General features: G+C 72.8%; 12 protein-coding genes. 7 read left to right on the forward strand and 5 right to left on the reverse strand.

The window, feature by feature from the left end:
* Positions 1-164: 164 nt before the first annotated feature.
* Positions 165-1,109: a tRNA (adenosine(37)-N6)-dimethylallyltransferase MiaA gene (gene miaA, locus QWJ13_RS25725; RefSeq protein ID WP_316527333.1), complete on the reverse strand. Its 945-nt coding sequence runs from the start codon at positions 1,107-1,109 to the stop codon at positions 165-167.
* A gap of 195 nt (positions 1,110-1,304) precedes the next feature.
* Here miaA and QWJ13_RS25730 point away from each other — a divergent pair, with 195 nt between their 5' ends.
* Entirely contained in the window at positions 1,305-1,559 is a 255-nt protein-coding gene (locus QWJ13_RS25730; RefSeq protein ID WP_316527334.1) for an antitoxin, read from the forward strand.
* Positions 1,560-1,600: 41 nt separating this feature from the next.
* Here the strand turns inward: QWJ13_RS25730 and QWJ13_RS25735 are convergent, their stop codons facing one another.
* Entirely contained in the window at positions 1,601-2,299 is a 699-nt protein-coding gene (locus QWJ13_RS25735; RefSeq protein WP_316527335.1) for a class III extradiol ring-cleavage dioxygenase family protein, read from the reverse strand.
* Between the two features lie 74 nt (positions 2,300-2,373).
* Positions 2,374-3,876 (reverse strand): tRNA (N6-isopentenyl adenosine(37)-C2)-methylthiotransferase MiaB, encoded by a 1,503-nt coding sequence (gene miaB / locus QWJ13_RS25740; RefSeq protein ID WP_316527336.1) that lies wholly within the window; start codon positions 3,874-3,876, stop codon positions 2,374-2,376.
* 118 nt (positions 3,877-3,994) lie between these two features.
* Here miaB and QWJ13_RS25745 point away from each other — a divergent pair, with 118 nt between their 5' ends.
* Positions 3,995-5,014 carry a TAXI family TRAP transporter solute-binding subunit gene (locus QWJ13_RS25745; RefSeq protein WP_316527338.1) on the forward strand — a complete coding sequence of 340 codons (1,020 nt, stop codon included), beginning with the start codon at positions 3,995-3,997 and terminating at the stop codon, positions 5,012-5,014.
* A gap of 51 nt (positions 5,015-5,065) precedes the next feature.
* Here the strand turns inward: QWJ13_RS25745 and QWJ13_RS25750 are convergent, their stop codons facing one another.
* Complete coding sequence (locus QWJ13_RS25750) at positions 5,066-6,490, reverse strand: sensor histidine kinase (protein WP_316527339.1); 1,425 nt, start codon at positions 6,488-6,490, stop codon at positions 5,066-5,068.
* A gap of 6 nt (positions 6,491-6,496) precedes the next feature.
* The gene (locus tag QWJ13_RS25755; protein WP_316527341.1) at positions 6,497-7,228 is read right to left on the reverse strand and encodes a response regulator transcription factor; all 732 of its coding nucleotides are present in this window, start codon (positions 7,226-7,228) and stop codon (positions 6,497-6,499) included.
* Positions 7,229-7,620: 392 nt separating this feature from the next.
* Between QWJ13_RS25755 and QWJ13_RS25760 the strand changes: the two genes are divergently transcribed.
* The 5 genes from QWJ13_RS25760 (at position 7,621) to QWJ13_RS25780 (ending at position 12,893) form a co-directional block, all read left to right on the forward strand.
* Entirely contained in the window at positions 7,621-8,394 is a 774-nt protein-coding gene (locus QWJ13_RS25760; protein ID WP_316527343.1) for an amino acid ABC transporter ATP-binding protein, read from the forward strand.
* Between the two features lie 118 nt (positions 8,395-8,512).
* A complete protein-coding gene (locus QWJ13_RS25765) occupies positions 8,513-9,421 on the forward strand; it encodes a glutamate ABC transporter substrate-binding protein (RefSeq protein ID WP_316527345.1) in 909 nt (302 codons plus the stop codon).
* A gap of 76 nt (positions 9,422-9,497) precedes the next feature.
* Positions 9,498-10,148 (forward strand): amino acid ABC transporter permease, encoded by a 651-nt coding sequence (locus QWJ13_RS25770; protein ID WP_316527346.1) that lies wholly within the window; start codon positions 9,498-9,500, stop codon positions 10,146-10,148.
* Positions 10,149-10,221: 73 nt separating this feature from the next.
* Complete coding sequence (locus QWJ13_RS25775) at positions 10,222-11,070, forward strand: amino acid ABC transporter permease (RefSeq protein ID WP_316527348.1); 849 nt, start codon at positions 10,222-10,224, stop codon at positions 11,068-11,070.
* A 122-nt stretch (positions 11,071-11,192) separates the two neighbouring features.
* Positions 11,193-12,893 (forward strand): FAD-dependent monooxygenase, encoded by a 1,701-nt coding sequence (locus QWJ13_RS25780; protein ID WP_316527349.1) that lies wholly within the window; start codon positions 11,193-11,195, stop codon positions 12,891-12,893.
* The last annotated feature ends 6 nt before the right edge of the window (positions 12,894-12,899 follow it).

Below are 12,899 nucleotides of genomic sequence, written 5' to 3' on the forward strand. Positions count from 1 at the left end.
GACCCCTACGGCATCGATGATGGCATGTCCAGAGGGGCGTTCCGGGCCTGACCGGGGTCGACGGGTGATCCGTGGCCATCACGTGATCGGGCCGTGACCGCCGGTTGGTCCTGCACGACCACCTGCGCGCGCAGGTGCACCGCCCGATTGGCCAAAAACCCTTGCTACGCGGCCGGAACTCCCTGACGCCCGATCAGTTCCAGGGACCGCTCCAGCAGCTCGACGGGGTCGGTGCCGGCCGGTCGGGAGAGCCACTCGATCCGGTCGTCGCGGCGGAACCAGGACTCCTGGCGGCGGGCGAAGCGCTTGGTCGCGCGGACCGTCTCGGCCCGGGCCTCGTCCTCGGTGCACTCGCCGGCGAAGTGGTCGAGCACCTGCTGGTAGCCGAGCGCCCGGGAGGCCGTGCGGCCCTCCCGCAGCCCGACCTCCTCCAGCGCCCGCACCTCGTCCAGCAGTCCGGCCTCCCACATCCGGTCGACCCGCAGGGTGATCCGCTCGTCCAGCTCGGGGCGCGGCACCGCGACGCCGATCTGCACCGCGTCGTACACGGCGGTGTTGCTCGGCAGGTTGGCGGTGAACGGCTGCCCGGTGATCTCGATGACCTCCAGGGCGCGGACGATCCGCCGCCCGTTGCCGGTCAGGATCGCCTCGGCGGCCGCCGGGTCCAGCTCGGCCAGCCGCCGGTGCAGCGCGTACGAGCCGGCCTGCTCCAGTTCGGCCTCCAGTCGGGCCCGCACCGCCGGGTCGGTGCCCGGGAACTCCATCTCGTCGATCGCCGCCCGGACGTACAGCCCGGAGCCGCCGACCAGGACGGGGGTGCGCCCGGCGGCGAGCAGCCGGTCGATCTCGGCCCGGGCCAGCCGCTGGTACTCGGCGACGCTGGCGGCCTCGGTGACGTCCCAGATGTCCAGCAGGTGGTGCGGCACTCCGCCGCGCTCGGCCATGGTGAGCTTGGCGGTGCCGATGTCCATGCCCCGGTACAGCTGCATCGAGTCGGTGTTGATCACCTCGCCGTCGAGGCGGCGGGCGATGGCGACGGCCAGGTCGGACTTGCCGGCGGCGGTCGCGCCGACGATCGAGATGACACGCGGGGTACGGGAGCTGCTCACCGCTCCAGTCTCGCAAAACCCTCACGGCACCGGAGACCGGGCTGCCACTCGCCCCGGTCTGCGCGACGATATGACTGTCTCCGGGACCGTTTCCGGCTGTTTCCCCAGTTGAGCCCGGTTTGCGAACGCTTTGCCGGCCAGGGACGTTGTGCAGGAGACGGGGATGGACGGACGACAGGGAAGGGTGAGACCGCCATGGGTCTGATGGACAACCTCAAGGGCAAGGCCGAGGAGCTCAAGGACAAGGCCAGCGAGTTCGCCGGCAAGCACAGCGACCAGATCGAGAAGGCCGTGGACAAGGCCGGCGGCGCGATCGACAAGGCGACCAAGGGCAAGTACAGCGACAAGATCGAGCAGGGCACCGGCAAGGCCAAGGGCGCGGTCGGCGACTTCGCCCACAAGCCGAAGCCGGAGGACGAGGGCCCGGAGGGCCAGGGCCCGCAGGCCTGACCCGCAGGCCTGACCCGCAGGCCTGACCCGCGGGGACCCTTCTAGGACCAGGACGCCACGAAGTACCCGACCCCGTACGGCGCGTCCTGGTAGCCCAGCCGCCCGGTGAGGCCGGCGCCCTCGGCGGCGCCGGCCAGCACCTGCCAGGGAGCCCGCCCGTCGGCCTTGAGCTCGGCGGCGAGCGCCGGGTCCAGGGCGGCCAGCGCGGGCAGGTCGGCCGTGCCCAGGGCGGCGGCCAGCGCGGCGTCGAAGCCCTCGGCCCGCTCGTCCAGGTAGCCGGGCGCCTTCACCGAGCGGCAGGCGCTGCCACCGCCGACCACCAGCAGGGCGACCCGGTCGGCGAGGCCGGCCAGGCCCTGGCCGAGGCCGAGCATCCGGTCGGCGGGGGCGTCGGCGGGCACCGCGCAGGCGTGCGTCGGCAGGGTCACCCCGGCGCGCTCCAGCAGCCAGGCGCCGACGGTCAGCGAGGGGGCCAGCTCCGGCCCCTCGACCCGCTCGCCGGGCAGCTTGGCGACCAGCGGCACCCCGTAGCGGTGGAAGGAGCCGGCCCCGCCCTCGGTCCACACCTCGGCCGTCGGCCCGGTGCCGACCACGACGACCAGCTCCGGTGCGGCCGCGACCAGCGCCGCCAGGGCCTCGTCACAGGCGGCGCGCAGCCCGTCCAGCTCGGCCGCCGCCCCGGCGGCGACCTCGGGGACGAGCAGCGGCGGACAGGGGCACACGGCGGCGGCTACCAGCATGGGGAGAACTCTAACCAAGACGGCCCGGCGGGAGCTCCGGAGCTCCCGCCGGGCCGTCGGCGGACGTGTGCGGGTCAGTCGCCGCAGCAGGCCCCGCCGGCCGGCGCGGCGAGCGGCAGCTCGGCCGGGGCGCCGATCTTCGGCAGGCCGAGCATCACGCCGGCCGGCTTGTCGGCGGGCTTGGCCTGGCGCTTCTCCCAGGCGTCGCCGGCCCGGGTGCGGCGCACCGAGAGCGTCGGGCCCTCGGCCAGCAGGTGGTGCGGGGCGGCGTAGGTGATCTCGACGGTCACCGTGTCGCCGGGGCGCACCGGCTCCTCGGGCTTGGTGAAGTGGACCAGGCGGTTGTCGGGGGCGCGCCCGGACAGCCGCTGGGTCTGGTCGTCCTTCTTGCCCTCGCCCTCGGCGACGAGGATCTCCAGGGTGCGGCCGACCTGCTTCTTGTTCTCGTCCCAGGAGATCTCCTCCTGGAGGGCGATCAGCCGGTCGTAGCGGGCCTGCACGACCTCCTTCGGCACCTGGTCCTCCATCTCGGCCGCCGGGGTGCCGGGGCGCTTGGAGTACTGGAAGGTGAAGGCGTTGGTGAAGCGGGCCTCGCGGACGACGTGCATCGTCTCCTCGAAGTCCTCCTCGGTCTCACCGGGGAAGCCCACGATGATGTCGGTGGAGATGGCCGCGTCCGGCATCGCCTCGCGGACCTTGCGGATGATCCCGAGGAAACGCTCCTGCCGGTAGGAACGGCGCATCGCCTTGAGCACCCGGTCCGAGCCGGACTGGAGCGGCATGTGCAGCTGGTGCATCACGTTCGGGGTCTCGGCCATCGCGGCGATCACGTCGTCGGTGAAGTCGCGCGGGTGCGGCGAGGTGAAGCGGATCCGCTCCAGGCCCTCGATCTGGCCGGCGGCGCGCAGCAGCTTGGAGAAGGCCTCGCGGTCGCCCAGGTCGGAGCCGTACGCGTTGACGTTCTGGCCGAGTAGGGTCACCTCGATGACGCCCTCGTCCACCAGCGCCTCGATCTCGGCGAGGACGTCGCCGGGGCGGCGGTCCTCCTCCTTGCCGCGCAGCGCGGGGACGATGCAGAAGGTGCAGGTGTTGTTGCAGCCGACCGAGATGGCGACCCAGGCGGCGTACGCGGACTCGCGGCGGGTGGGCAGGGTGGAGGGGAAGGTCTCCAGCGACTCCAGGATCTCGACCTGGGCCTTGCGTTCGACCGCGGCCCGCTCCAGCAGCGCCGGCAGGTGGCCGATGTTGTGGGTGCCGAAGACCACGTCGACCCAGGGGGCGCGCTTGACGATGGTCTCGCGGTCCTTCTGGGCCAGGCAGCCGCCGACGGCGATCTGCATGCCCTGGTGGCGGGTCTTGACCGGCGCGAGCTGGCCGAGGTTGCCGTACAGCTTGTTGTCGGCGTTCTCGCGCACCGCGCAGGTGTTGAACACCACCAGGTCCGGGTCGCCCTCCGGCCCGGCCTTGACGTAGCCCGCGTCTTCCAGCAGGCCGGACAGCCGCTCGGAGTCGTGGACGTTCATCTGACAGCCGTGCGTGACGACCTTGTAGCTCTTCAATCCGCTCTCACCGCTCACCAGACCAGGGTACGGGCAGCCGCGAAGCGGTTTTCCCCGTGGCATCCCCGACCTCCCCGGCCGCTTCCCCACCCCGTTGCCACTCCCGTTCGGCCGGAGCGCCTGGCACTATCCCTTCATGGCCCCCACCACCCCGTCCCGTCTCGGCGCCGCCGTCCGCACCGCGGCCCGCAGCCCGCTGTGGCGGACGGTGCTGGTCCTGGTCCTGCTGGTCGCCGGGCTGGGCGGCTGGTGGCTGTCGGCGGGCCGCTCGCCCGGGTACCCGCGCGGCGAGGTCCGCTTCGCCACCGGGGTGCAGCGCGGCGTCTACGACCGGTACGGGCAGCTGCTCCAGGCCCACGTCTCCCGGACGATGCCGGGGGTGCGGCTGGCCCTGGACAACTCCGAGGGCTCGGTCGACAACCTCTCCCGGGTGCTCAACGGGCAGGACACCTTCGCGATCGCCACCGCCGACGCGGTCGCCGACTTCCAGGGCGCCGGCAAGGACCGGCTGCGGGCGATCGCCCGGCTGTACGACGACTACCTGCAACTGGTCGTCCCGGCCTCCTCCCCGGTGCGCCGCACCGCCGACCTCAAGGGCCTGCGGGTCGGCGTGGGCCTGCCGCAGTCCGGGGTGAACCTGGTGACCAAGCGGCTGCTGGCCGCGGCCGGGCTGAACCCGGACCACGACATCGTGCCCGTCCCGACCGGCGTCGGCGACGCCGCGGACGAGCTGCGCGCGGGCGAGCTGGACGCCTTCTTCTGGTCCGGCGGCCTGCCGACCAGCGCGCTCACCGACCTCTCCGAGCACGTCCCGATCCGGATCGTGCCGCTGAGCGACCTCGCCGAGGCCCTGCACAGGGCCGAGGGCGGCGGCACCGACGCCTACCGGGCGGCCACCATGCCCAAGGGCACCTACCCGAGCGCCGAGCCCAAGGACGCCGTCGCCACGGTGGCCGTGCCCAACCTGCTGATCACCCGGGACGACGCGGACCCGGGCCTGGTCGAGGGTATGACCCGCGCGGTGATCGACAGCCGGGACCAGATCGGCGCCCAGGTGCACGCCGCCCAGCTGGTCGACCTGCGCACCGCCGTCTACACCGACCCGCTCCCGCTGCACACCGGCGCGGCGCGCTACTACCGCTCGGTGAAGCCGTAGGGCCCTGCCGCCACTTCCCCGGCCCCTCCCCCGCCGCCACTTCCCCGGCCGCTACGTCCCCGGCCGCGGCACCGCCAGCGTCACCGCCAGCCCGGTCGGCCGGACCGGCGCGAAGCCGAGCGAGCCGCCGCCCGCCGCCAGCAGGGTGCGGGCGATGGACAGCCCGAGCCCGGAACCGTCCACGTTCTGGTGCCGCGCGCTGCGCCAGAACCGGTCCCCGGCCCGGGACAGCTCGTCCTCGGTGAGGCCGGGCCCGGCGTCGCTGACGGTCACCGAGACCTCGTCGTGGCGCACCGCGACCCGCAGCCGCACCTCGCTGCCGGCCGGGCTGAACTTGAGCGCGTTGTCCAGCACGGCGTCCAGGGCCGAGCCGAAGCCGATCGGGTCGGCCATCCCGACCGCCAGCGCCGGGCCGTCCCAGCGCAGCCGGATCCCGCGCTGCTCGGCCACCGGCCGCCAGGCGTCCACCCGGGCCAGGGTCAGCTCGGCGAGGTCGGTGCGCTCCGGTTCGGGGCGGGCGTGCTCGGCGGTGGCCAGTCCGAGCAGGTCGTCCAGCACCCGGGCCAGCCGGACGCCCTCCTCCCGTACGCCGCTGAGCTCCTCCTCGTGGCCCTCGGGCAGTTCCAGGCCGAGCACCTCGACCCGTAGCAGCAGGGCCGACAGCGGATTGCGCAGCTGGTGCGAGGCGTCCGCGACGAAGGCCTTCTGCTGGTCCATGGCGAGCACCACGTGGTCCGCCATCTCGTTGAACGAGCGGGCCAGCCGCTGGAGCTCGGGCGGTCCGCCGCCGGGGGCGACCCGTGCGGCCATCCGCCCGGTGGCGATGTCGTGGGTGGCCCGGTCCAGGGTGCGCACCGGGCGCAGCACCCACTCGGTGAGCCGGACGGCGAGCAGCACGGCGACGATCATCGCGGCGGCCTCGCCCGCGCCGATCACCAGCCACTGGTGCAGCACCCGGGTGCGCAGCGCCCCGGTCGGGGACTCGCTCAGCACCACCGCGACCACGTCGCCGTCGCGCACCACCGGGGCGGCGACCGTGATCGTCCGGTCCGGCGTCCACGGCCAGACCTGCGGCGGGTTGTGGCTGCGCCGCCCGTCCAGCGCCTCCTGGAAGGCCTGGGCGCCCCAGCCCTCGGCGGGCACCCGCCAGTCGTCGGGGGCGGCGGCGATCGGCTGGCCGTCGCGTTGGAAGATGCCCAGCCGCACGCCGTACAGGTCGTGGTAGCGGCGGACTTCGGCGTTGATCGCGTGCTGCCGGCTGAGGTCGCCGGGGGCGGGGCCCGGGTCGCCCTTGCGCGCCGAGTCGCCGGCGCCGGAGGTGGGCAGGTCCTGGGTGAAGCGGGCGGCGTCGTCGAGCCGGTCGACAACCACCCGGCTCTGCTCGGCCGCCGCGACCGCCGCCGCGAGCGGCAGCCCCAGGGCGGCCAGGACGCAGAGCATGAGGGCGATCAGGATGCCGAGCAGGCGGGTGCGCACGTGCGGTCAGTGCTCCGCGGGCGCGGACGGGCCGTCGGGGATCAGCCGGTAGCCGACGCCGCGCACGGCCTCGACCAGGCCGGGCAGTGCCAGCTTGTTGCGCAGCGAGCCGATGTGCACCTCCAGGGTGCGCCCGTTGCCCTCCCAGCCGCTGCGCCAGACCTCGCTGAAGATCTGCTCGCGCCGGTAGACCACGCCGGGGCTCTGCGAGAGCAGCGCGAGCAGGTCGAACTCCTTGCGGGTGAGCGGCACGTCGCGGCCGTCCACGCTGACCCGGCGGCGCTCCCGGTCGATCCGGATGCCGCGGGACTCCAGCGGGCCGCGCTGCTGCGGCACCGTGTCCGGCGCGGGCGCCGGCACCGAGGAGGGGGCGGCGCCGCGGCGGGCCACGGCGTGGATGCGGGCGAGCAGTTCGCCCATGTCGTACGGCTTGGTGACGTAGTCGTCGGCGCCCAGGTTGAGGCCGTGGATCCGGGAGCGGACGTCGGCGCGGGCGGTGACCATGATCACCGGCACGCCGCTGCCCGCCCTGATCCGGCTGCACACCTCGAAGCCGTCGCGGTCGGGCAGCCCGAGGTCGAGCAGCACCACGCGGTACGGCTCGTTGCCGTCCGGTACGAGGGCGTCCAACGCCTCGTGCCCGCTGCGGGCGTGCCGGACCTGGAAGCCGTGCCGGCCCAGCACCGCGACCAGCGCGGCGGCCACGCGTTCGTCGTCCTCGACGAGCAGCAGTCGCATCCCGTTCTCCTCCCTCCCCCCACGTGATCACCGGTGGTCACCCGGCCGATGGGCCGGGTGCCGGTCCTGCGCAGTATGGGCCAGCGAACGGCCCGGCGCCAGGTTCGACCGCGTACCGGGCCCGTGGGGGACGGGGAGCACCGGAGCGGTATCCCGCTGTGACATGCCCCGTCGGCGCCCGAGTGAACGGCGCTTTGCACCGTGTGGCCGTTTCGTGATCCTCAAGTTCCGCTCAGATCGGCTGACGGCGAACCTTCACGGCTCCTATGGTCGGCCCACCGGGGGCTGCGGCTCCGCCGGCCGCGGCCCCCGGATTTCGCAGCATCGTTGCCTCCCAAGGGAGTTGGGACTTCCGAGGCAGGCACTATTCGACGACAGAGGGAGCAGGCGCGATGACCGAGAGCCCCGTCGAGGACTCCACCCCCGCAGCCGCCCCGCTGGTCGTGCTGAGCAACGTCAACAAGCACTACGGCGCGCTGCACGTGTTGCAGGACATCGATCTTTCGATCGCCCAGGGCGAGGTGGTCGTGTTGATCGGCCCGTCCGGCTCGGGCAAGTCGACGCTCTGCCGGACGATCAACCGGCTGGAGACGATCGACTCCGGCACGATCACCATCGACGGCCGGCCGCTGCCCGCCGAGGGCAAGGAGCTGGCCCGGCTGCGCGCCGAGGTCGGCATGGTGTTCCAGAGTTTCAACCTGTTCGCGCACAAGACCGTGCTGGAGAACGTGGTCATCGGCCAGGTGAAGGTGCGCAAGGTGCCCCGCCCGGAGGCCGAGAAGACCGCCCGGGGACTGCTGGAGCGGGTCGGCGTCGGCGCGCAGGCGGACAAGTACCCGGCCCAGCTCTCCGGCGGCCAGCAGCAGCGCGTGGCGATCGCCCGGGCGCTGGCGATGAAGCCCAAGGTGATGCTCTTCGACGAGCCCACCTCGGCGCTGGACCCGGAGATGGTCAACGAGGTGCTGGAGGTCATGCGCCAGCTGGCCGCGGACGGCATGACGATGGTCGTGGTCACCCATGAGATGGGCTTCGCCCGCTCCGCCGCCAACCGCGTGCTGTTCATGGCCGACGGCAAGATCGTCGAGCAGAACACCCCGGACGCCTTCTTCACCGCGCCGCGCTCCGACCGCGCCAAGGACTTCCTCTCGAAGATCCTCCACCACTGACGCTTCGAGACCAGCGGGGCCGCCGCCGACAACGGCGCCGGCCGGCCCCTTCCCGTGCATTTCCTCCAGCCTCCAGAGCCCGGTTGACGCCGAGCCCACCCCCAGGAGAACAGCCCTCATGAGGACTTCCCGCACCCTCGCCGTCGCGCTCTGCGCCCTCGCGCTCACCGCCACCGCCGCCTGTGGCAAGGACGGCAAGCCCGGAGCCACCGCCGCCAGCAGCGGCGGCGCCGCCGCCCCGGCGCTGCCGAGCTACACCGTCAAGACCGACGTCAAGATCGACTCCGCGGTCCTCGCCGAGGCCAAGAAGCGCGGCCAGCTGATCATCGGCGCCAAGGCCGACCAGCCGAACCTCGGCTGGGAGGACGTCGCCAGCGGCGACCGCAGCGGCTTCGACATCGAGATCGCCAAGATGATCGCCGCCGACCTCGGCTTCTCCCCGCAGCAGATCAAGTGGCAGACCCTGGTCTCCTCGCAGCGCGAGCCGGCCATCTCCAAGGGCCAGATCGACTTCTACGTCGGCACCTACAGCATCAACGACGAGCGCAAGAAGTCCGTCTCCTTCGCCGGCCCGTACTACATCGCCGGCCAGGACCTGCTGGTGAAGGCCGACAACACCTCGATCACCGGCGCGGAGAGCACCGGCGGCAAGAACATCTGCACCGCCACCGGCTCGACCTCGATCAAGAACATCCAGCAGTACAACCCGAAGATCACGCAGTTCGACACCTACTCGGCCTGCGTCGAGAAGCTGATGTCCGGCGAGGTCGACGCGGTCACCACCGACGACGCGATCCTCAAGGGCTACGCCTCCAAGTACGCCCCCAAGCTCAAGGTGGTCGGCAAGCCGTTCACCAAGGAGAACTACGGCGTCGGCCTCAACAAGGACGACAAGGCGCTGCGGGACGCGATCAGCGACGCCCTCAAGGCCCACGAGGACAACGGCGACTGGAAGAAGGCCTACGACGCGACCCTGGGCGCCTCCGGCTCCCCGGCCCCGGACGTCCCGGCCCTCGACCGCTACTGATCCGTACGTCGATCCGCCGTACGCCGATCCGCCGTACGCCGTTTTCCCGACCATGACTTGAGAGGAGGGCCGCCGGATGGGGTTCCTGTTCGAGGACGACAACTTCGCGTTGTTCCGCGACGGCTTCCTACAGACGATCGAGGTGAGCGCGCTCAGCGCTCTGCTCGCCCTGCTGCTGGGCACCCTGCTGGCGGCCTTCCGGGTCTCCCCGGTGCCGGTGCTGCGCGCCTTCGGCACCGGCTGGGTGACGCTGTTCCGCAACACCCCGCTGACCCTGCTGTTCTTCGCCGTCACCTTCGGACTGCCGCCGCTGGGCGTGCACTTCAGCCACCTGGTGTTCGCGGTGCTGGCGCTCGGCGGGTACACCGCCTCGTTCGTCTGCGAGGTGATCCGCTCCGGCATCAACACCGTGCCGCTCGGCCAGGCGGAGGCCGCCCGCAGCCTCGGCATGACCTTCGGCCAGACCCTCACCCTGGTCGTCCTGCCGCAGGCCGGCCGGACCGTCCTGGGCCCGATGAGCAGCGTGTTCATCGCGCTGCCGAGGAACTCGGCGATCGCCGGCGCGTTCAGCGTCACCGAGCTCTACAGCGCCCAGCAGACCTTCTCCGAGCGCGGCTACTCGATCTTCGCCATCTTCTTCTGGGTGGCCTGCGCCTACCTGCTGATCAGCGCGACGATCGCCACGTTCTTCCGCTTCCTGGAATCCCGACTGGCGGTGGCCCGATGAGCGAGCGCAGCGAGCGAACAATCAAGCGGCGCGCGTGGGCGCACGCCCCCGCCGAGCGCAGCGAGGTGGGCGCATGAGCGTGTTGAACCGTCAGGCTTCGGCGAGCGTCCTCTACGACGCCCCCGGCCCCAAGGCCCGCGCCCGGTACCGCGCCTTCGGCGTCCTCGCGGTGCTCGCGATCGCCGGCCTCCTCTGGTACACCTTCAGCGCCCTGAACGACAACGGGCAGTTCGACCCCGGCCTCTGGGACGCCTTCCAGTACACCTTCGTCCAGCAGCAGATCATCGACGGCCTGCTGTCCACCCTGGAGGCCTTCGGGCTGGCCGCCCTGTTCTCGCTCACCCTGGGCGCCCTGCTGGCGTCCGGCCAGCTCTCCGACCACCGGCCGGTCCGCTGGTTCTGCACCGCCTTCACCCAGTTCTTCCGGGCGATGCCGCTGCTGATCCTGATCGTCGGCCTCTACTACGCCTTCTTCGCCCAGCAGCCGATGTGGGCGCTGGTGCTCGGCCTCACCCTCTACAACGGGGCGGTCCAGGCCGAGATCATCCGCAGCGGCGTCAACGCCGTCCCCCGCGGCCAGGCCGAGGCGGCGTACGGCCTGGGCATGCGCAAGACCCAGGTGCTGATGTCGATCCTGGTGCCGCAGGCCGTCCGCTCGATGCTGCCCACGATGATCGGCCAGCTGGTCGTCACCCTCAAGGACACCTCGCTCGGCTTCATCATCACCTTCCACGAGCTGCTGTTCATCGGCAAGGCGATCGCCAGCCAGCCGATCAACGCCGCGGGCTTCCCCTACATCCCCGTGGTGCTGGTGATCGGTCCGATCTACATCGCGATGTGCCTGGTGTTGACCGCGCTCGCACGCTGGATCGAAGCACGCGGCCGTCGCGGCGCGAACCGGCGCACTTCGGCTTCTGCTTGACGGACACGCAGGTGAACTGTTGCATTGCTCTTCGTGACACCTCCCGGGAGCATCCACGCGGCATATGCGGCAGCCGTAACTGACGCCGGCCGATCGGCCGGTTCGTGCCCGGAGGTTCCCTCATGGACCCGGTGATCGTGGTCGGGGCCGGACCGGTCGGTCTGGCCCTGGCCCTCGCCCTGGCGCGGCACGAGGTGCCGACCGTGGTGCTGGACGAAGGCTCCGGACTCTGCCCCGAGGGGCCCCGCAGCCTCGTCCTCGGTGCCGACACCGCCGCCTTCCTGACCCGGATCGGCTACCCGCGGGCCGTCTCGGACTCCGCGCTGTGGGATTCCTTCTCCGTCTGGCGCCGCCGCCAGGAGATGCTGCGGATCGACCTCACCGACTCGCCCACCTACCACCTGCCCCAGCACCGCCTCCAGCGCGGACTGCGCGACGCCCTCAGCGGCACCCCGCTGATCAGACTGGTCCCGCTCAACCGGGTCGTCGAGCTCGAACAGGACCGGGACGGCGTCAGCGTCCGCACCACGGGCACCCAGGACGGCACCACCACCTGGTGGCGCGGCAGCCACCTGGTGGGCTGCGACGGCGCGAGATCCACCGTCCGCAAACTCCTGAAGATCCGTTTCCCCGGCCGCCCCGCGGTCGACCGCAACGCCATCGCCACCGTCCGGGTCGACCTGCCCTTCGACGGCGCCAGGCTGCACCGCGAACCCCCGTGGCGGGGCGACCGCGAGGCCTCCGCCCGTCCGCTGCCGGACGGCGTCTGGCGGCTCGACTGGCGGCTGCCCCCCGGCCGGCCCGCCCCCACCGAGACGGTCGACCCGCACGCCACCTGGCCCGGCATCGTCACCGGCGACACCCTGCTCACCCGGGTCACCTCCACCCTCGCCGGCTGGTGCGGTGAACTGCCCCGCTTCGAGCTGCTGGCCGCCGCCGACCACACCGCCCAGCAGCGCCTCGCCGCCCGCTTCCGGGTCGGCCGCTGCTTCCTGGCCGGCGACGCCGCCCACCTGCACGGCGCGCTCGGCATGCAGAACCTCCCGGACGGGCTGCGCGACGCCGACAACCTCGCCTGGCGCCTCGCCCTCACCTGGCACCTCCACTCCGGCGGCCCGCAGCCCGGCGGCTCGCTGCTGGACGGCTACGAGGCCGAGCGGCGCGGGGCGGTCGGCGCCCGGCTGCGCGCGGTCGACCAGTCCATGCCGCTGCTGCGCCCGCTGCGCGGCTGGCAGCAGACCCGGCGCTCGCTGCTGGTCGGCGGCTTCCGCAAGCACGCCCCGCTGCTCGCCGACGGCCAGCTCGGCACCGGCCGCTTCGGCGGCGCGCCCGCCTACCCGGCGGCGCCCGCCGGCGTCCCCGGCCGGGTCCCGGTGCAGCGCGGCACCCGCGGCGCCACCTCGCTCAGCGAACTGCTGCCCGCCACCGCGCCCGGCGTGCTCGTCCCGGACCTTCCGGTGCTCGCCGACGACGGCACCCCCGACCACCTCCACGCCCGGCTCGGCACCGCTTTCCTGCTGCTGCTGGTCGCCCCCGGCACCGCGGTCTGGTCCTCCGAGCACTGGCTCGGCGCCGGCCTGATGCCCCGCCTCGCCGAGGTCGCCGCCGCCCTGCCCGTCCCCGCCGAGGTCCTGGTCACCGAGGACTACCCGGGCGCCGGACCGCACACCGTCCTGCTGATCCGCCCGGACGGCCACCTGGTCGGCGTCACCCAGGGCGCCGTCGCCGAGGACCTGGTCGCCCTCGCCGACCGCGCCCGCGGCGGCCAGGCCACCCTCACCCCGGCCCCCGACCCGGCCGACCACGTGGAGTCCCCGAACTAGGTCCCC

The sequence above is a fragment of the Kitasatospora brasiliensis genome, from assembly GCF_032654805.1.
GTDB lineage: Bacteria > Actinomycetota > Actinomycetes > Streptomycetales > Streptomycetaceae > Kitasatospora > Kitasatospora brasiliensis.

Excerpts from the sequence above, each read along its gene's own strand:
- QWJ13_RS25765 (WP_316527345.1), top strand. The coding sequence starts at position 8,513 with ATGAGGACTTCCCGCACCCTCGCCGTCGCGCTCTGCGCCCTCGCGCTC.
- QWJ13_RS25770 (WP_316527346.1), top strand. The coding sequence starts at position 9,498 with ATGGGGTTCCTGTTCGAGGACGACAACTTCGCGTTGTTCCGCGACGGC.
- QWJ13_RS25780 (WP_316527349.1), top strand. The coding sequence starts at position 11,193 with ATGGACCCGGTGATCGTGGTCGGGGCCGGACCGGTCGGTCTGGCCCTG.
- QWJ13_RS25730 (WP_316527334.1), top strand. The coding sequence starts at position 1,305 with ATGGGTCTGATGGACAACCTCAAGGGCAAGGCCGAGGAGCTCAAGGAC.
- QWJ13_RS25745 (WP_316527338.1), top strand. The coding sequence starts at position 3,995 with ATGGCCCCCACCACCCCGTCCCGTCTCGGCGCCGCCGTCCGCACCGCG.
- QWJ13_RS25760 (WP_316527343.1), top strand. The coding sequence starts at position 7,621 with ATGACCGAGAGCCCCGTCGAGGACTCCACCCCCGCAGCCGCCCCGCTG.
- QWJ13_RS25755 (WP_316527341.1), bottom strand. The coding sequence starts at position 7,228 with ATGCGACTGCTGCTCGTCGAGGACGACGAACGCGTGGCCGCCGCGCTG.
- QWJ13_RS25735 (WP_316527335.1), bottom strand. The coding sequence starts at position 2,299 with ATGCTGGTAGCCGCCGCCGTGTGCCCCTGTCCGCCGCTGCTCGTCCCC.
- QWJ13_RS25775 (WP_316527348.1), top strand. The coding sequence starts at position 10,222 with ATGAGCGTGTTGAACCGTCAGGCTTCGGCGAGCGTCCTCTACGACGCC.